Genomic DNA, 16839 nt, shown 5'->3' with positions numbered 1-16839 from the left:
CGGTGTCGCCCGGCTCGAGCAGCAGCGAGGCCACCGCTTCGCTCATCCCCCGGCGGCCCGGACGACGACGACGGTGCACGGGGCGTGCCGGCTGACCTGCTCGGCCACCGACCCCAGCCGCAGCCCGGCGAACCCCCCGCCGCCGCGCTCACCGACGACGAGAAGGTCTGCGTCGGCCGCCGCGGCCATCAGGGCCTGCGCCGACGGCCCGTGGACGACGTGCTGGTGCACCTCGACACCGGTGGTGTCGACGGCCGCGACGGCCTCGGCGAGGTGCCGCTCGGTGGCCCGCTGGCACTCCTCCATCGACGGGACGGTGCCGTAGGGGACACCCGTGTCCCGGATCGCGGTCGCGAGCACCCAGGCCCGGACGACGTGCAGCGGGCAGTGCCGCAGCCGGGCCTCCTCGATCGCCCACCTCAGGGCGTCGTCGGCGGCGGGCGACCCGTCGTGCCCGACGACGATGCCGCGGATCGGGGGGCTGAACTGCGGCGGCTCCCAGGGACTCATGGGGTCACCCTGGCACGTCGGGGCGTCGCTCAGCCACGGACCTCGGTCCCGACGGCGCGGGCGAGCTCGACCGGGTCGGTGGTGGGCGCGTCGCAGACGAAGCCGCGGCAGACGTAGGCGGCCGGTCGGCCCGCGACGAGGCCGCGGTAGCGCAGCAGCGGCAGTCGGTCTCCGCCGTCCGCGTCGCCGCCGTCCGGCTCCCCCCGGGCGACGACGAGCCCGGGGGCGGTGCCGGCGAGCGCGGTGCGGTGCAGCGCGTCGGTCGCCGGGTCGCCGGACGGGCCGACGACGGCGACCTCGCGCGGACCGTCGAGGAGCGCCTGCGCGACCGCGAGACCCCAGCCCGCGAACCGCGGGGCCTGACCGGCGAGGGCCGTCACGACGGCGAGGGCAGCCTCGGCGGAGCGCCGGTAGCGGTCCTCCCCGGTCAGCGCGGCGGCGGTGAGCAGCGCGCCGGCGGCGGCGGTCCAGCCGGACGGAGCGGCGTTGTCGGTGGGGTCGGAGGGCCTGCCCACGGCGGCGACGGCGGCGTCGGTGCCCGCCACGGAGGTGTCGTGGAACCCGCCGGCGCCGTCCGGGAACTCGGCGAGGACGACGTCCAGCAGGCCGACGGCGGCCTGGGCCCAGGAGGTCCTCCCGGTCGCCGCGGACAGCGCGAACAGGCCCTCGGCCAGGTCGCCGTAGTCCTCGAGCACCCCGGGGGCAGCGCCCGGCGTGCCGTCCCGGGAGGCGCGCACGAGGTGGCCGTCGTCGGTGCGGTGCACGGCCACCAGCAGGTCGCCGATCCGCTCGGCGGCGGCGACGAGGTCGGGTCGGTCGCACAGCGCGCCGGTCTCTGCCAGAGCCGCGACCGCCAGCCCGTTCCAGGCGGTGACCACCTTGTCGTCCCGGGCGGGCTGGGGTCGCTGCCGGCGCGCCTGGCGGAGCTGCTCGCGGACTCGCCGCCAGCGGGCGGCCTCGGGGTCGTGGTCCGGCGCGTCGGCGACGTCGCGGAGCATCCGCAGCGTCGACGCGCCGTGCTCGAAGGTGCCGCCGTCGGTCACCCCGAGCAGCTCGGCCGCCCACGCGGCGTCCGGCTCGCCGAGCACCTCCGTCAGCTGCTGCGGGGTCCACACGTACGTGGCCCCCTCGACGCCGTGACCGTCGACGACCGTGTCGGCGTCCAGGCTGGAGGCGAGCCCGCCGTGCGGCGTGCCGAGCGCGGCGAGCATCCAGTCGCAGGTCTCCTCGGCCACCCGGCGCCCGGTTCGCTCGCCGGTCAGCCGCCACCAGTGCAGGTAGACCCGGGCGAGCTGGGCGTTGTCGTAGAGCATCTTCTCGAAGTGCGGCACCACCCAGCCGGGGTCCACGGCGTAGCGGGCGAACCCACCCTCGAGCTGGTCGTACGTGCCGGAGCGGGCCATCGCCCGCAGGGTGCGTCCGGCGATCGCGGCGGCGTCGGCAGCGGTCGGGGCGTCGGTGGCGGCGTGCCGGAGCAGGAACTCCAGGACGGCGGACGGCGGGAACTTGGGTGCCCCGCCGAACCCCCCGTGGGTGCGGTCCTCCTGGGCGCCGAGCTGGCGGACCGCTCGCTCGAGGTCCTGCGCGGTGGGCGGGGCGGACCCCTCCGGCGTGCTCCGCCGGGACAGGGTCACAGCGATCCGGTCGGCCGCGGCGTCCATCTGGTCGCGCCTGTCCCGCCAGGCCTCGGCCACCGCCGTCAGCACCTGCCGGAAGGACGGCATCCCGTGCCGGGGCTCCGGCGGGTAGTACGTGCCGGCGTAGAAGGGGCGGCCCTCGGGGGTGAGGAACACCGTCATCGGCCAACCGCCCTGCCCGGTCAGGGCCTGGGTGGCGGCCATGTAGACGGCGTCGACGTCGGGCCGCTCCTCGCGGTCGACCTTGACGTTGACGAACGAGGTGTTCATCTGGGCCGCGGTCTCGTGGTCCTCGAAGGACTCGTGCGCCATGACGTGGCACCAGTGGCAGGCGGCGTACCCGACGCTCAGCAGGATCGGCACGTCGCGGCGGCGGGCCTCGGCGAAGGCCTCCTCACCCCACTGCCACCAGTCCACCGGGTTGTCGGCGTGCTGCAGGAGGTACGGGCTGATGGATCGTGCGAGCCGATTCGTCACCCGCTCACGCTAGCCCGCCCCCACGACACAGCCGAGGACGACGGTCAGGCCGTGGGGGCTCCGGCGGCCACCAGGGCGTCGAACGCACCGGCGTCGGCGACGTCGGTGAAGCCCATCTCGCGCAGGATGGACGCGGCGGCGGCGGACCGGTTGCCGGTGCGGCAGTACAGGACGTAGCCGCCCTGCGGGTCGAGCTCGGCCACCTGCGCGGAGAAGTCCGGGGACTGCACGTCGATGTTGCGGGCGCCCTCGACGTGGCCGGCGGCGAACTCCTCCGGCGTGCGGACGTCGATCACCAGCGGCTCGCCGGAGGCGATGAGCTCGACCGCGGTCGGCGCGTCGACGACCCGGACGCCGCCGGCGTCCGCGGACGCCACCGCAGCCGGGCCGGCCGGCGCCTGGGGGTCCGCGGCCTCACCGCAGGAGGCGGTGGCCAGGACGGCGGCGAGGGCGACGGCGGCCAGGGCGGCCGGACGGGAAGACGGCTTCATACCCCCCAGGGTATCTCAGGACGGCGGGGCTGCCGGGGGACGACCCGGCTCGCCAGGGTCGTCGCCAGGGTCGTCGCTGGAGCCGGCGCCCGGGTTCCCGTCACCGTCGTCCGGTCTTCCGTCGAGACCTGCCCGCTGATCTGTCTGCTCCTGCGCAGCACGCTCGGCGGCGGCGTCCCGCTCCTCGCGGTACTTCATCCGACGCAGCCGCCGCGACATGTTGATGAACAGCAGCACCGCGGCGATGACCACCGCGAAGGTGGCGAGGAACCCGATCAGCCCCGGGCTGATCGAGTTCGGGTCAAGGCCCTCGCCGTCGGTGCCGGCGGCGAGCAACGACGACGCCGGGACGACGGCCAGTGCCGCCGGGAGCGCGCTCACCGACCCGCCGCCGACGTGTCACGGATCCCGGCGAACAGGTCGTCCTCGGGCTCCTTCGTCGGCACCAGCGAACGGGCCAGCTCGTAGTCCTCCGTCGGCCACACCCGCGCAGCCAGCTCGTGGTCGATGGCGAAGAAGCTGCCGTTCGGGTCCACCTGGGTGGCGTGCGCCAGCAGCGCCCGGTCCCGCACCGGGAAGTACTCGGCGCACGGCACCCGCGTGGTGATCCGACGCTCCTCGCGGTCCTCCCAGCGCGCGAGCCAGTCGGCGAACGGCGACTCGCGTCCCTCGTGCAGCAACGCCTCGTGGTAGGCCTGCATCCGGGCCCTGTGGAAGGTCTGGTTGTAGTACAGCTTGAGCGGCTGCCACGGCGGCTCCTCGCCCGGGTAGCGCTCCGGGTCCCCGGCGGCCTCGAACGCCTCGACCGACACCTTGTGGCACATGATGTGGTCGGGGTGCGGGTAGCCACCGTTCTCGTCGTACGTCGTCATCACGTGCGGACGGAACCGACGCACCAGGCGGACGAGCGGCTCGGCGGCGACGTGCAGCGGCTGCAGCGCGAAGCACCCCTCGGGCAGCGGCGGCGGCGGGTCGCCCTGCGGCAGCCCCGAGTCGACGAACCCCAGCCACTCGTGCCGGACGCCGAGGATCCGCACCGCCTCGGCCATCTCCCGCCGACGCACCTCAGGCATGTCCCGCAGGATCGCCGGGTCGTCGGCCAGCGCGGGGTTGAGGATGTCGCCGCGCTCCCCACCCGTGCAGGTGACGACCATGACCTCGACGCCCTCGGCGACGTAACGGGCCATCGTCGCCGCTCCCTTGCTCGACTCGTCGTCCGGGTGCGCGTGCACAGCCATCAGCCGCAGCGGCTCGTCGCCCACGTGGCCTCCTCGTCGTCGGTCCGGTCGGTGCCGACGTCCGGGTCTGAGGGACAATCGGCGGGAACCATCATTCACGCCCGTCCCCGCGCCGACGCCACCGGGAGCACGATGTCACACCCACCGACCCGTCCGGCCGACCGCTACGGCGACCGCACCGGTCGCCGTCCCGGCGCGGTCGTCGCCCTGCTCGTGCTCGGCGCGGTGTTCGTCGGCTGGGTCCTCTGGGCCGGCGTCGGCGCCGCGGACCGGGACGTCCGGTGGAGCGACGTCGGCTACCGGATCGTGGACGCCACCACCGTCGAGGTGACGTTCTCGGTGGTCAAGGACCCGGAGGCGACCGCGGAGTGCACCCTGGAGGCGCTCGACCAGCGCTTCGCCGTCGTCGGGCTGGCCACCGTCGAGGTCGGGCCGGCCGAGGAGCAAGGGGTCCGCAGCACAGGCGTCGTTCGCACCTCCGAGCCGGCGGTGACGGGCGTCGTCGACAGCTGCCGGATCGTGTGACCGTCCGCCGTCACCAGCGGTACACGCGGACCGACTGTTATCCTGTTCTCTTCCCGCACCACCGGGGCCTCCGCAGCAGAGCCGAGGCCCTGAGCGACGGCGTGCCGCCGACACCGTTCGGACGACGACCCAGGGCCCGGCCCGGGACGGCACTACGTACCACGAGGAGACCACACCACCGTGACCGAGACCACGCACACCCAAACCACGCACACCCAGACCACGCGCACCCAGACCTGGCTGACCCAGGAGGCCTACGACCGCCTCAAGGCCGAGCTCGACCACCTGACCGGGGAGGGCCGGACCGAGATCGCCAAGCGGATCGAGGCCGCCCGCCAGGAGGGGGACCTGCGCGAGAACGGCGGGTACCACGCCGCGAAGGAGGAGCAGGGCAAGCAGGAGGCCCGGATCCGCCAGCTGGAGGACCTGCTGCGGCACGCCAAGGTGGGTGAGCCGCCCGCGGACGACGGCGTCGTCGAGCCGGGCATGGTGGTCGAGGCGAGGGTCGGGCAGACGACGATGAAGTTCCTGCTCGGCAGCCGGGAGAGCGCCGGGCACACCGAGCTCGACGTCTACAGCGAGAAGTCGCCGCTGGGTGTCGCCATCAACGGACGCAAGGCGGGCGAGACCGTCACCTACGTCGCCCCCAACGGCAAGGAGATGGACGTCGAGATCCTCTCGGCGACGCCGTTCTCCGGCTGATCCCGCTCAGGCGGAGGTGACCGGGTACCCCTCGGACCGCAACCGGTCGAGCACGGCATCGCAGTGCTCCGGACCCCGGGTCTCGAGCTGCAGCCCGATCTCGACCTCGTCGACGGACAGCGCGGCACCGGTGCGCACGTGCTCGACCTCGAGCACGTTGGCGTCGGCGTCGGCGAGGACGGCGAGCAGGCCGGCCAGCGAGCCGGGGCGGTCGGCGACCCGCACCCGCAGTGACAGGTAGCGCCCGGCTGAGGCCATCCCGTGCCGGATGACGCGCAGCAGCAGCAGCGGGTCGATGTTGCCACCGGACAGGACGACGACGACGGGCGGCTCGAACGCCCCGGGCTCGGCCATCAGCGCCGCGACGCCGACCGCCCCTGCGGGCTCGACCACCAGCTTGGCGCGCTCGAGCAGGTGCAGCAGGGCCTGGGAGATGGCCTCCTCCCCCACCGTCCGGATGTCGTCGACGAGCTCGCGGACCACCGCGAACGGCACGTCACCGGGGCGGCCGACCGCGATCCCGTCGGCCATCGTGGACATCCGCTCCAGCGGCACGGGGTGCCCGGCCGCCAGGGACGCCGGCCAGGCTGCCGCCTGACCGGCCTGGACGCCGACGACCCGGACGTCGGGTCGGAGGGCCCGGACCGCGGTGGCGATCCCGGCGAGCAGCCCGCCGCCGCCGGTGCAGACCACGACGGTCCGCACGTCCGGGCACTCCTCGAGGATCTCCAGGCCGACGGTGCCCTGGCCGGCGACGATGTCGACGTGGTCGAAGGGGTGGATGAGGACCGCCCCGGTCGCCTCCGCGTGCTCGCGGGCGCTGACCAGCGCCTCGTCGACGGTGCTGCCCTGCAGGACGACGTGGGCGCCGTACCCCTCGGTGGCCCGGATCTTCGGCAGCGCGGCGCCGACTGGCATGTACACGGTGGCACGCAGCCCCAGCAGCCGGGCGGCGAGCGCCACCCCCTGGGCGTGGTTGCCGGCACTGGCGGCGACGACGCCGCGGGCCTTCTCCTGCTCGCTCAGCCGGGCGATCCGGGTGTACGCGCCACGGATCTTGAAGGACCCGGCACGCTGCAGGTTCTCGCACTTGAGGTGCACCGGTCCGCCGACGAGCTCGGCGAGCGCCCGGGAGTACTCCAGCGGGGTCGGGCGCACCACCCCGGTCAGCAGCTCACGGGCCGCCTCGACGTCGGGGAGAGTGACCGGCAGCGTCGTCGGGGGCACGGGGCGTCATCCTCCCAGACGCTGGTCGCGGACGGTCGCGCCCTCCGCGTCGGCGTCTGAGTCCGAGTCCGAGTCGGCGTCCGAGTCCGCGCCGGTGTCCGAGTCCGAGTCGGCGTCCGAGTCCGCGCCGGTGTCCGAGTCAGCGTCCGTGCCGTCCGGGGTGACGGTCGGCGGCGGGAGCGGCCCCCCGTGGTCCGGCAGCTCGTCGAGCCGCTCGTGCTCGGGTTCCTCCCGCCCGCTGAGATAGAGGCCCACCGTGTTGACCACGGCCAGCAGCGGGACGGCGAACAGTCCGCCGACGATCCCGCCGGCGAGAATGCCGGTGGTCACGGCCAGCGCGACCGCGAGCGGGTGCAGGGCGACGGCCCGGCCGAGCAGCACGGGCTGCAGGACGTTGCTCTCCAGCTGCTGCACGCCGACGACGACCGCGAGCATGATCAGGGCCACGACGAACCCCTCCGTCACCAGTGCCACGAGCACGGCCACGGCGCCGGAGAAGATCGCACCGATGATCGGGACGAAGGCGGTGAGGAACACCAGGACGGCGATGGGGACGGCGAGCGAGGGGCCCAGCAGGATGACGGCTCCCAGGCCGATCCCGACGGCGTCGACGGTGGCGACGAGGATCGTCGCCCGGATGTAGGCGGTGAGCGTGACCCACGCGCGACGGCCGGCCCCGTCGATCCGCTCCCGGACGTCGCGAGGAGCCAGTCCGACCAGCCAGGCCCAGATCCGGCGTCCGTCGCCGAGGAAGAACAGGGTCGCGAACAGGGCGAGGAACAACCCGGTGACGACGTTGCTGAGGGTCACGGTCGCGGTCAGGGCACCGCTGACGATCGCGTCGCTGTTCGCCGAGAGCTGCTGGCGGGCCTGCTCGACGTACCCGTTGACCTGGGCCTCGTCCAGGCCCAGGGGACCGGTGACGAGCCACGTCTGCACCTGCTCGAACCCGCTGATGGCCTGGTCGCGCAGGTCGGCAAAGCTGCTCGCTATCCGCTGCCCGACGAGAGTGAACATCGCCACCACCGCGGCGACCGCGGTGACGATGGTGAGGCCGGCCGCCAGCAGCGACGGCATGCCCGTGCGGCGGAAGGTCCGTTGCAGCGGGGCCAGCAGAGCGGTGAGCAGCAGCGCGATGACCACCGCGACGGAGACGACGCTGACCTGGGCGGCGAGAAAGCCGACGCAGACGATGCCGACGGCGATGACGAGCAGCCGCCACGTCCAGTCCGACACCAGCCGGACGCCGTACGGGACGCGCACGTCGCGGTCCAGCGGCCGTGGGGCGGGTCGGGTCAGCCGGCTGCGCTGGATCATGGGGTCAGTGTGTCGCGCCCGGTGACGATCCGGTGGGCAAGGCGCGCGGCCGCCTGCGGGTGGTCACCGGCGAGCAGGCCGACTGCGAACAGCAGGTACCGTCCGTCGACGGCGACCGCCGGCGACTCCGGGACCCGCCAGCCGCCGGCGTGGTCGGTCGTCGCGGGCCGCAGCACCTGGCGGCGCACCGCCACCCCGCCGTGGCGCAGGACGCCGCCCGAGCCGACGACGGCCCGGACTCGTCGCAGGTCCCGCCCGGCGCTCCCCGGACCGGCCGCCCGGGCGTGCCGGCGCAGCGCGACGGTGACCGCCAGCTCGGCGAGCCGGGCGTCCTCGGCGGTCTCCTCGGCGGTGACGGGCACCATCGCGACGTCCTCGGCGCGGCGCTGCGCGGCGTCGTGCAGGCGGGCCGCCTCGCCCGCCCCGACGAGCCGCTCGGCGACGGCGGCCTCCACGACACCCGGCGCCCCCCACCGCATGCCGAGGTCCCCCTCGACGGTGCGAGCCCGCCACAGCGGGGCGACCACCTCCTTGCGCAGGGCTGCGTCCTCTCCCTCGGGGGTGAGCACGGAGTACACGTCGGTGGTGGCGCCGCCGACGTCGACGACGAGCACGTCGCCGAGGCCGGGCACACCCTGGTCCGGCGCGCCGTCGGCGAGCACCTCGACCCCCGCCAGGACGACGTCCGGCGTCGGGCCGCGGACCAGCCGGGCGAACGTGGGCCCGCGGGACAGGCCCTTGCCGCCGATGACGTGCTGGAGGAACGCGTCGCGGATCGCGGCCCGGGCGCCGGCCGGCTCGAGCACCCCGATCCGGGGCAGCACGTTGGCGGCAGGCACGACGCGGCGTCCGGTGGCGCGCAGCAGCTCCTGCGCGCGGGGGGTGGCGTCGGCGTTGCCGGCGAGGACGACCGGGACGCCGATCCTGGCCCGGGCGAGCCGCTCGGCGTTGTGCAGCAGGACCTCGGCGTTGCCGCCGTCGGTGCCGCCGACGAGCAGCACGAGGTCCGGGGCGGCGGCGCGCAGGGCCCGCACGTCGGCCGGCGCGAGCGGCCCGGCGTGCACGTGCACGACCCGCGCCCCGGCGGACAGCCCGACACGGTGCCCGGCCTCGGCGGTGACGGCCCGCTCGTAGCCGACGACGGCGAGGCGCAGCCCCCCGCCGGCCGAGGAGCAGGCCAGCACGTGCTCGGCGGCCAGCGGCGTCCCGGCCCGGCCGGCGAGGTCCTCGACCACCCGGTGCAGACCGTCGAGGACGTCGCCGGGCACCGTCGTCGGCACCGACGCGGTGGCGAGCACGGCGCCGGTCCGGGTGTCGACGGCGACCCCCTTGGTGAACGTGGAGCCGACGTCCACGCAGGCGACGACGGGCACGCCAGCACGTGACGCACGCTGCCGGCGTGCCGCCGAGGCCGGGGTCAGGTTCGTCACCGGGCCAACGGTAGGCAGGTGGTCTCAGCCCTCCAGCAGCCGCTGGGCGAGGTGCTCCCCCTGCCGGGCGCCCGGCGGGACGAGGAACACCGCCGATCCGATGGGCGTCGTCCACTCGTTGAGCAGGTCGAGCTCGTCGAGCCGGCGCTGGATCGGGACGAACTGGCGGACGACGTCGGCCTGGTAGGTGACGAAGACCAGGCCGCTGTTGCTCAGCTCTCCCGGCGCCGGCGGGTCGTCGTAGCTGTACGAGCGGCGCAGGAACCGCTCGTCCGGGTTCTCCGAGCGGGCCCGGCGCAGGTGCGCGAACGTCTCGATGACGGGGAACCCGAGGGCGGTGCGCGCCTCGAGGTCCGGCTCGTCGTGCTCGCGGGTGCCGGTCAGCGGGGCGCCGGTGTCCAGCCGGCGGCCGATCACCTGCTCGCGGGCCGGCCGGTCCAGCTGGTCCCAGGTGTCCAGGTGCATCGCGATCCGTCGGACGACGACGGACGTGCCGCCGCGCAGCCACGCCGGGGCCTCGTCGCCGTGCCAGACCAGCCGGTCGTCGGGCCCCCCGGGGACGAGGTTGCGGGTGCCGTCGAGCTGACCCATGAGGTTGCGGTGGGTGGTGCCCGCCGGCTGGGTGCCGGCAGCGTGCCGAAAGCCCTTCTGCAGCCAGCGGACCCGGGCGAAGGTCCTGGCCTGGCGCAGCAGCTCGCGGACGGCGTGCGCGACCGTCGTCGGGTCGTCGGCGGCGACCTGCAGCAGCAGGTCCCCGCCGGTCCACCGCTCCTGCAGCCGGTCGACCCCGAAGGCCGGCAGGGGCGCGAGCCAGGACGGGCGACGGTGCTCCAGGCCCGCGGCGGTGAAGACCCCGGGACCCAGGCCGACGGTGACGGTGAGCGAGGCGGGGACGGCGGCGAGCTCCGGCTCGGTGTCGGTGAGACCGGGGCGGCCCGCCGTGAGCCGGGCCGCGTCGTCGGTCCAGATCCGCAGCAGGCGGACGAGCGCGTCGCGGTCCACGCCGTCGAGCAGGTCGAGGGCGACGAACGTCGCGAACGCCTGCGGCGGCGTGGCGACCCCGGCCTGCCGCTCGCCGTGGAACGGCACGACGGCCCGCCCGACGGCGTCCGGCGCCGGGGGAACCGGGTCCGGGGCAGGTGGACCGGCGACGGCCTCACGGGCACCGAGGGCCACGACGGCCCCGCCGACCGCTGCGGCCCCGGTGCGCAGCAGGCTGCGCCGGCTCGGACCGGCGCCTGGACCGGTGTCCTCCGAGTGCCTTGCGCGTGGCTCGGCCGGCATCAGGAGTCACCTTCCACGTAGGACTCCTCCGCACCGCTGAAGGTGCGCGCGGTGACGGTGACGTCGACGGTGCTGCCGTCGGCAGCCTCCAGGGTGACGACGACGTCGTCTCCGGGCAGCAGCGGCGCGGTGAGGTCCATGAGCATGAGGTGGTCCCCGCCGGGGGCGAGCACGTACTGACCGCCAGCGGGGACGACGACGCCGTCCTCCTTCTCGGTCATCACCATCTGGCCGCCGTCGGCCGACACCATCTCGTGCAGCTCGGCGCGGGCGGCGACGTCACTGTGAGCCGCGACGACGTGGACGTCGGCGTCCGAGGCGTTGACGAGCGTGCCGAAGACGCCGGTCATGCCCTCGTCGGCCGCCTTCGCCCACCCGTCGGTGAGGGTCAGCGCCGAGGCGGTCCCGGTCGCAGCGGTGGTGGTCGCCGTCGAGGCCGCCGGTGACGGCGTGGCGCCGTCCGCCGTGCCGCAGGCGGTGAGCAGGAGCAGGGCGCCGGCGGCGAGGGCCCGGCCGGTGGCGCGGGTCCGGCCGGCGGCGAGGGCCCGGCCGGTGGCGCGGGCGGTGGGGGTGGTCGAGGTGCGGGTGGTCGAGGTGCGGGTGGGTCGCATCAGGGGTTCTCCCGAGTGGTGGGCCGCCGGCGTCGACGGTGCACGGCGAGCAGGGCGAGCAGGGTGGTGGCGGTCGCGGCGAGCAGGACCACGCCCGCGGCGACGAGCGCGGCGGGGACGGTGGCGGGAGCCGCGGCCGCGGTGGTCGGCTCAGTCGGGCCGGCCGACGGGGACGCGGCGTCCTGCGTCTCGGCCGGCGTGGCCGTCTCGCCGGCAGTGACGGCGCCGACGGTGAAGGTGATCAGACCGGAGACCGGGTGGCCGTCGGCGGAGACGACCCGCCAGGCGACGGTGTACTCGCCGTCCGGCAGGTCGTCGGGCAGGTCGGCCTCGGCGACGCGGCCGTCGAGGTCCGGCTCGGCCTCGAGCAGGACGGTGTCGCCGCGGCGCAGCAGGACCGCCGGCGCTGTCGGTAGCACCTGGTCGCTGAAGGTCAGCCGGACGACGTCGGGCGGGTGGTTCAGCGCGGCCCCGTCGGCCGGCTCGGCGTCGACGAGGTAGTCGTGGGCGTGCCCGGGTGCGGCCGTGGGCACCGTGAGCAGCGCCGTCCCGAGGACGACGAGCAGCACGGTGGCCAGGACGACACCGACGGGCCGCAGGCGCGTGGGCATACGGCTCTCAGGGGGTCGGGGGCGGGCAGGTCAGCTGAAGGTCGGGCGGACCGTCAGCCGCACCGGCGGCCCTCGACGCGACGCCGCGTCCAGCAGCACCGGCCGCGGGGCCACGCGCAGGGCGGCCTCGGGCCGCGGCAGCCGCGGGAAGACCGGCAGGGGGACCGCGCGGACCACCCGGACGGCGGGCAGCAGCCAGCCCCACAGCGACCACAGGGCCCGCTCCCCGTGCAGCAGCAGCACGGCGGTCAGGGCGGTCGCAGCGACGTGGGCGGCGAGCATCACCGTCCCACCGGCGAGCAGGGCGTCCCCGGCGTGGGCGTGGCCGCCGGCGGTGGCGCACAGCCCGGTGGCCACGGAGGCGGCGTCGCCGACCCCCTGGACGGAGTGGCCGGCGTGCCCGGACACCGCGGCCGGGACGCCGGCCGCGCACGCCGGTGCCGGGGACAGTGCCAGGAGCGTGTGCAGGCCGGCCTGCCCCAGGCCCAGCAGGGCGACGATCCGGGCGCCGGACAGCCGCCGCCCGGCGAGCACGGTGGCCGCGAGCAGGACCGCGACGCCACCGGCTCCGAGCAGCAGCGGCGACGGGGCGGCTCCGCCGGCCAGGACGTGGCCGCCGGCGGCGAGGGCGACGACCACCAGGGCGACGGCGAGCGCGCGCACGAGGCGCAGCGCACCGGCCGCCGGCGAGGTCACGCAGCCAGGGTAGGACGCGCAGCCAGGGTAGGACGCTCTGGCCCCGGGAACGCCGCGACCCCGCTCGCGGTTGACTGCCCCAGGGACCGCCGCGGTCACGCCGCGGCACACGCCTTGCCGCCGTGGGGCAACCGCGGCGTTCGTCGCCGCCCGTGAGGAGAGTGCGCACCATGTACCTGTTCGGCAGCCGCACGAGGTCCGAGATGGTTCCTCCGCAGGAGGCCCTCCCCGGCCGCTCGACCCGGCCGTTCACCGTGCCCGACCGGCACGCCGTGCTCGGCACCCCGCTGGAGGGCCCGTGGCCGGAGGGCACCGAGGTGATCTCCTTGGCGATGGGCTGCTTCTGGGGCGCCGAGCGGGTGTTCTGGCAGCTGCCCGGCGTGGTCACGACCGCGGTCGGGTACCAGGGCGGGTACACCGAGAACCCCACCTACGAGGAGGTGTGCACCGGCCGGACCGGGCACGCCGAGACGGTGCTCGTCGCGTACGACCCGGGCGCGGTGTCCACCGAGACCGTGCTGCGCACGTTCTGGGAGTCCCACGACCCGACGCAGGGGTACCGGCAGGGCAACGACGTCGGGACGCAGTACCGCTCGGCGGTGTACTGGACGACCGCCGAGCAGGAGCAGGTCGCCCGGGCGACCCGGGACGCCTACGCCGCCCGGCTGGCCGCGGCCGGCTACGGCGACGTGACCACCGAGCTGCGACCCGCCGCCGACGCCGGGCCGTTCTGGTACGCCGAGGAGTACCACCAGCAGTACCTGCACAAGGTCCCGAACGGGTACTGCGGTCTGGGCGGCACCGGGGTGAGCTGCCCGGTCGGGCTGGCCACCTGAGGTCCGGTGACCTAGGTTCTCCGGTGAACGGTACGGACAACCCCCAGCACAGGAGAATGACGTGAGCCAGCACGCCGACATCCCCGACCCGCAGACCTCCGACCGGCCGCTCGCCGACGACGACATGACGACGGTCGGCGCCTCGAACCCACGCGCCGAGCGGGACGCCGACGCGGTCGACGCGGACGCCGACACCGTCGACGCGGACACCATCGACGCCACGGACGGCACGGACTCCGACTCGACCGACGCCGACGCAGACTCCACGGACGCCGACGCCGACTCGACCGACGCGGACGGCACGGACGCCGACGCCGACAGCACCGACGCCGACGCGGACTCCACGGACGCTGACGCGGACACCACCGACTCCCGCGCCTGAGCCGGCGTCCTAGGGTCGCCTCGTGACCCCACCGGACCCGCTGTCACCGCTGTCCTCCGCCGCCGCACCGACCCGTACCCTGGCCCGCTGCGTCGGGGACGTCGCCGCGTTCGCCACCCACGTGTGGGGCCGCCGCTCGCAGGTGCACCCGTCGGACGTGCCCGCGGACGACCTGCTCTCGCTCGACGACGTGGACGCGCTCGTGACGTCCTCGGCGCTTCGGGTGCCGACGTTCCGGCTGGTTAAGGACGGCCGTCCGCTGCCGGTGGCGTCGTACACGACCGACGGCACGATCGGCGGCCGGCGCTACGACGGCGTCGCGGCACCCGCGAAGGTGCTGGCCGCGATGGACGACGGCGCCACGCTGGTGCTGCAGGGGGCCCACCGGTACCACCCGCCGCTGGCGCGCCTGGCCCGTGACCTGGAGGTGGCCCTGGGCCACCGCTGCCAGGTCAACGCCTACGTCACGCCGCCGGGCGCCCGGGGGCTCGAGGTGCACGCCGACCCGCACGACGTCCTCGTGCTGCAGGCGTTCGGAACGAAGACCTGGGAGGTGCACCCCACCCCCTGGCAGTCCCGTCACGAGCCGGACGCCGGCGTCGTCGAGCAGGTCCTCGTCCCCGGGGACGTGCAGTACCTACCGGCCGGGACGCCGCACGCCGCCCGCTCCCAGGACGTGCTGAGCGGACACGTCACCGTCGGGGTCCTCACCACCTCCTGGGCGGACGTCGTCCAGGACGTGGTGCGAGCGGTCCTCGACGACCCCACGCTCGATGACGGCACGCTGACCGACGGCACGGGTCTCACCGGGCCGCTGCCCGTGGGCTGGCACGAGGAACCCGACCGAGCCGCGGACGCCCTCGCCGAGCGCCTGCACCGGGTCGCCGACGCCCTGCGCGACCACCCTGCCGGTCCGGTGCTGCAGCAGCGGGCCGAGACGTTCCTGCGACACCGCCCGGCTCTGCTGGCCGGGGCTCTCGTGGACCGGACCCGGCTCCCCGGCCTGGACGACGCGACGGTCCTGGAGCGCCGCACCGGCGCGGTGCTGCGGGTGGTGCCGGGTCCGGACGCCGACCGGCTCCGGCTGCTGCTGGGGGACCGGGCGCTGGACGTCCCGGCCCGCCTGGCCCCGGCCGTCGAGGTCGTCGCCCGGCGCGACCGGTTGAGCCCGGCCGACCTGGCCGGCGTCCTGGACGCCGAGAGCCGGCTCGTGCTGTGCCGGCGGCTGGTTCGCGAGGGGCTGCTGCGGGTCGCCGACCCGGCGGCCGGCCCCGGGGCGGGTCGGTGACGGGGCGGGCGTACTGCGCCGCGACGAGCCGGGAGGTCGCCGAGCCCCTCGCCGGGACGGCGAGCACGGTCCGCGCGTTCCTGCTCCTGGAGCACGGTGGCCCGTGGGGACGGAGCGTGCTGCAGCACGCCACGTTCCCCGACGGGGTCCGCGAGGGGATGCGGGAGCTGTGTGCCCGGCACGGCGTCCGCGGCATGCTCATGCGCCGTCCCGGCAGCGGCCCCGGCGTACCGGACCGCCCCCGGGTGCTGCTGTCCGTCACCCGCCCGGACGGCGGCGTCGCGGCCGAGCGGCGCCTCGACGACGTGAGGGACGTCGCCGCTCTACCGCTGGCCTCGCTGCTCGCCGAGCTGCGCGCCGGGCGGGTGCCCGCCGGGTGGACCGGCGTCGAGGACTTTCTCGGCACCTGCACGCACGGCCGCCACGACGCCTGCTGCGCCGAGTACGGCCGCCCGGTCGCGCGCGCCCTGCACGACCTGGCCGGGGACGCGGCGTGGGAGGTGTCCCACGTCGGCGGCGACCGGTTCGCCGGCAACGTGCTCGCCCTGCCCGAGGGCCTGTACTACGGCCACGTCACCCCGGCCGACGCCGCCGACCTCGTCGCCGCCCGTCGCAGCGGACAGCTGCTCACCCGGCTGCTGCGCGGTCGCTCGTCGTTGCCGTTCGCCGCCCAGGCGGCCGAGATCGCCCTGCGCCGCCACCTCGGCCTGGAGCAGGCGGACGCCGTCCACGTGCTCGAGGTGGAACGGTCAGAGCACACCGTGCGCTCCGGGCACGCAGTCCCCTCGGTGCAGCGCACGACGACCACGTGGTCGGTACGCGCCGCGGCGGCACCGGCCACCTGGCGGGTCGTCGTCGAGACCGCCCACCCGGGGCCGCCGCGGCCGCTGACCTGCACCGGTGAGGCGTCCCTGCCCCCGGTGCACACGGTCGTCGAGCTGGCCGCCACGGACGCACCCGGACGCGGGATGGAGGGGTGGGACGCCGCCTACGCCGCGCGGGCGGCGGCCGGCCGGCCGGTGGGGGACCTCGACCCGCTGCTCGTCGGCCTGCTCGCCGACCTGCCGCCCGGGCGGGCGCTCGACGTGGCCGCGGGCACGGGGCCGGCGTCGCGCTGGCTGGCGGCCCACGGCTGGCAGGTCACCGCCGTGGACTTCTCCGCCGAGGCGGTTGCGCTCGCCCGCCGGGCGGACGCGGAGGCCGGGGTGGACGTCGACTGGGTGGTGGCCGACGCCCGGGTCTGGCAGCCGCCGCCCGGCTCACCGGGCTTCGACCTGGTCCTCGTCGTCCGGGCCGCCCTGCCGGACGTCGTGGCCCAGGCCGGCGCCTGGCTGGCCCCCGGCGGCCGGCTGGTCGTCGTCGGGCACTCCCGGGCGAACCTCGCCATAGCCGACGCCCCTGGCCCCCGGGACCCTCGACTGCTGCACGACCCGGACTCGCTGCGCCGGCTCACCGGGGACCTCCAGGTCGAACTCTGCGAGGAGGTGGACCGCCGCCCCGAGGGCGGCCGCGGCGTGGACGTCGTCCTGGTGGCCCGCAGGCTCACGGCCCCGTGAGCCGGGTCGGGCACACCCGAG

Annotated in this window: 18 protein-coding genes; 6 read left to right on the top strand and 12 right to left on the bottom strand. The window is 75.8% G+C overall.

Features of this window, described 5'->3' with window-relative positions; translation table 11 throughout:
* Positions 1-42 precede the first annotated feature (42 nt).
* Genes ACFP6A_RS04560 through mca form a run of 5 tightly spaced genes read right to left on the bottom strand, consistent with a single transcriptional unit; the run spans position 43 to position 4353 of the window.
* Positions 43-510: a universal stress protein gene (locus ACFP6A_RS04560; protein WP_379601897.1), complete on the bottom strand. Its 468-nt coding sequence runs from the start codon at positions 508-510 to the stop codon at positions 43-45.
* A gap of 29 nt (positions 511-539) precedes the next feature.
* Positions 540-2624, bottom strand: coding sequence for a thioredoxin domain-containing protein (locus ACFP6A_RS04555; protein WP_379601895.1), 2085 nt, complete (start codon positions 2622-2624; stop codon positions 540-542).
* 44 nt (positions 2625-2668) lie between these two features.
* Positions 2669-3115, bottom strand: a complete 447-nt coding sequence (locus ACFP6A_RS04550; protein WP_379601894.1) for a rhodanese-like domain-containing protein — start codon at positions 3113-3115, stop codon at positions 2669-2671.
* Between the two features lie 15 nt (positions 3116-3130).
* Entirely contained in the window at positions 3131-3496 is a 366-nt protein-coding gene (locus ACFP6A_RS04545) for a hypothetical protein (RefSeq protein WP_379602185.1), read from the bottom strand.
* The gene (mca, locus tag ACFP6A_RS04540) at positions 3493-4353 is read right to left on the bottom strand and encodes a mycothiol conjugate amidase Mca (RefSeq protein ID WP_379602162.1); all 861 of its coding nucleotides are present in this window, start codon (positions 4351-4353) and stop codon (positions 3493-3495) included. The genes ACFP6A_RS04545 and mca overlap by 4 nt, the downstream gene beginning before the upstream one ends.
* A gap of 132 nt (positions 4354-4485) precedes the next feature.
* Between mca and ACFP6A_RS04535 the strand changes: the two genes are divergently transcribed.
* Both ACFP6A_RS04535 and greA read left to right on the top strand, forming a co-directional pair.
* The gene (locus ACFP6A_RS04535) at positions 4486-4878 is read left to right on the top strand and encodes a DUF4307 domain-containing protein (protein ID WP_379601892.1); all 393 of its coding nucleotides are present in this window, start codon (positions 4486-4488) and stop codon (positions 4876-4878) included.
* Between the two features lie 180 nt (positions 4879-5058).
* Positions 5059-5580, top strand: a complete 522-nt coding sequence (greA, locus tag ACFP6A_RS04530; RefSeq protein WP_379601890.1) for a transcription elongation factor GreA — start codon at positions 5059-5061, stop codon at positions 5578-5580.
* Positions 5581-5586: 6 nt separating this feature from the next.
* Here greA and ilvA read toward each other — a convergent pair whose 3' ends face one another.
* The 7 genes from ilvA to ACFP6A_RS04495 form a co-directional block, all read right to left on the bottom strand.
* A complete protein-coding gene (ilvA, locus tag ACFP6A_RS04525) occupies positions 5587-6807 on the bottom strand; it encodes a threonine ammonia-lyase (RefSeq protein WP_379601888.1) in 1221 nt (406 codons plus the stop codon).
* Positions 6808-6813: 6 nt separating this feature from the next.
* Complete coding sequence (locus ACFP6A_RS04520; RefSeq protein WP_379601886.1) at positions 6814-8124, bottom strand: AI-2E family transporter; 1311 nt, start codon at positions 8122-8124, stop codon at positions 6814-6816.
* Entirely contained in the window at positions 8121-9497 is a 1377-nt protein-coding gene (locus tag ACFP6A_RS04515) for a glutamate mutase L (RefSeq protein WP_379602160.1), read from the bottom strand. The genes ACFP6A_RS04520 and ACFP6A_RS04515 overlap by 4 nt, the downstream gene beginning before the upstream one ends.
* A gap of 81 nt (positions 9498-9578) precedes the next feature.
* Positions 9579-10838, bottom strand: coding sequence for a Dyp-type peroxidase (locus tag ACFP6A_RS04510; RefSeq protein ID WP_379601884.1), 1260 nt, complete (start codon positions 10836-10838; stop codon positions 9579-9581).
* Entirely contained in the window at positions 10838-11449 is a 612-nt protein-coding gene (locus ACFP6A_RS04505; RefSeq protein WP_379601882.1) for a copper chaperone PCu(A)C, read from the bottom strand. The genes ACFP6A_RS04510 and ACFP6A_RS04505 overlap by 1 nt, the downstream gene beginning before the upstream one ends.
* Positions 11449-12060 carry a copper resistance protein CopC gene (locus ACFP6A_RS04500; RefSeq protein ID WP_379601880.1) on the bottom strand — a complete coding sequence of 204 codons (612 nt, stop codon included), beginning with the start codon at positions 12058-12060 and terminating at the stop codon, positions 11449-11451. Before ACFP6A_RS04500 ends, ACFP6A_RS04505 begins: the two co-directional genes overlap by 1 nt.
* Before the next feature lie 30 nt (positions 12061-12090).
* Positions 12091-12756, bottom strand: a complete 666-nt coding sequence (locus ACFP6A_RS04495) for a hypothetical protein (protein WP_379601878.1) — start codon at positions 12754-12756, stop codon at positions 12091-12093.
* 203 nt (positions 12757-12959) lie between these two features.
* Here ACFP6A_RS04495 and msrA point away from each other — a divergent pair, with 203 nt between their 5' ends.
* From msrA to ACFP6A_RS04475, 4 genes are all read left to right on the top strand, one after another.
* A complete protein-coding gene (gene msrA, locus ACFP6A_RS04490; protein ID WP_379601876.1) occupies positions 12960-13592 on the top strand; it encodes a peptide-methionine (S)-S-oxide reductase MsrA in 633 nt (210 codons plus the stop codon).
* A 61-nt stretch (positions 13593-13653) separates the two neighbouring features.
* Positions 13654-13974, top strand: coding sequence for a hypothetical protein (locus ACFP6A_RS04485; RefSeq protein WP_379601875.1), 321 nt, complete (start codon positions 13654-13656; stop codon positions 13972-13974).
* Positions 13975-13996: 22 nt separating this feature from the next.
* Entirely contained in the window at positions 13997-15262 is a 1266-nt protein-coding gene (locus tag ACFP6A_RS04480; protein WP_379601873.1) for a JmjC domain-containing protein, read from the top strand.
* Positions 15259-16818, top strand: a complete 1560-nt coding sequence (locus tag ACFP6A_RS04475; protein ID WP_379601872.1) for a sucrase ferredoxin — start codon at positions 15259-15261, stop codon at positions 16816-16818. The genes ACFP6A_RS04480 and ACFP6A_RS04475 overlap by 4 nt, the downstream gene beginning before the upstream one ends.
* Positions 16819-16839: the final 21 nt, after the last annotated feature.

Source organism: Quadrisphaera sp. GCM10027208, from assembly GCF_042658805.1.
Lineage (GTDB): Bacteria > Actinomycetota > Actinomycetes > Actinomycetales > SCSIO-59966 > SCSIO-59966.
The sequence above is the reverse complement of the archived record's forward strand: the minus strand, read 5'-3'. Positions and strand labels throughout refer to the sequence as shown.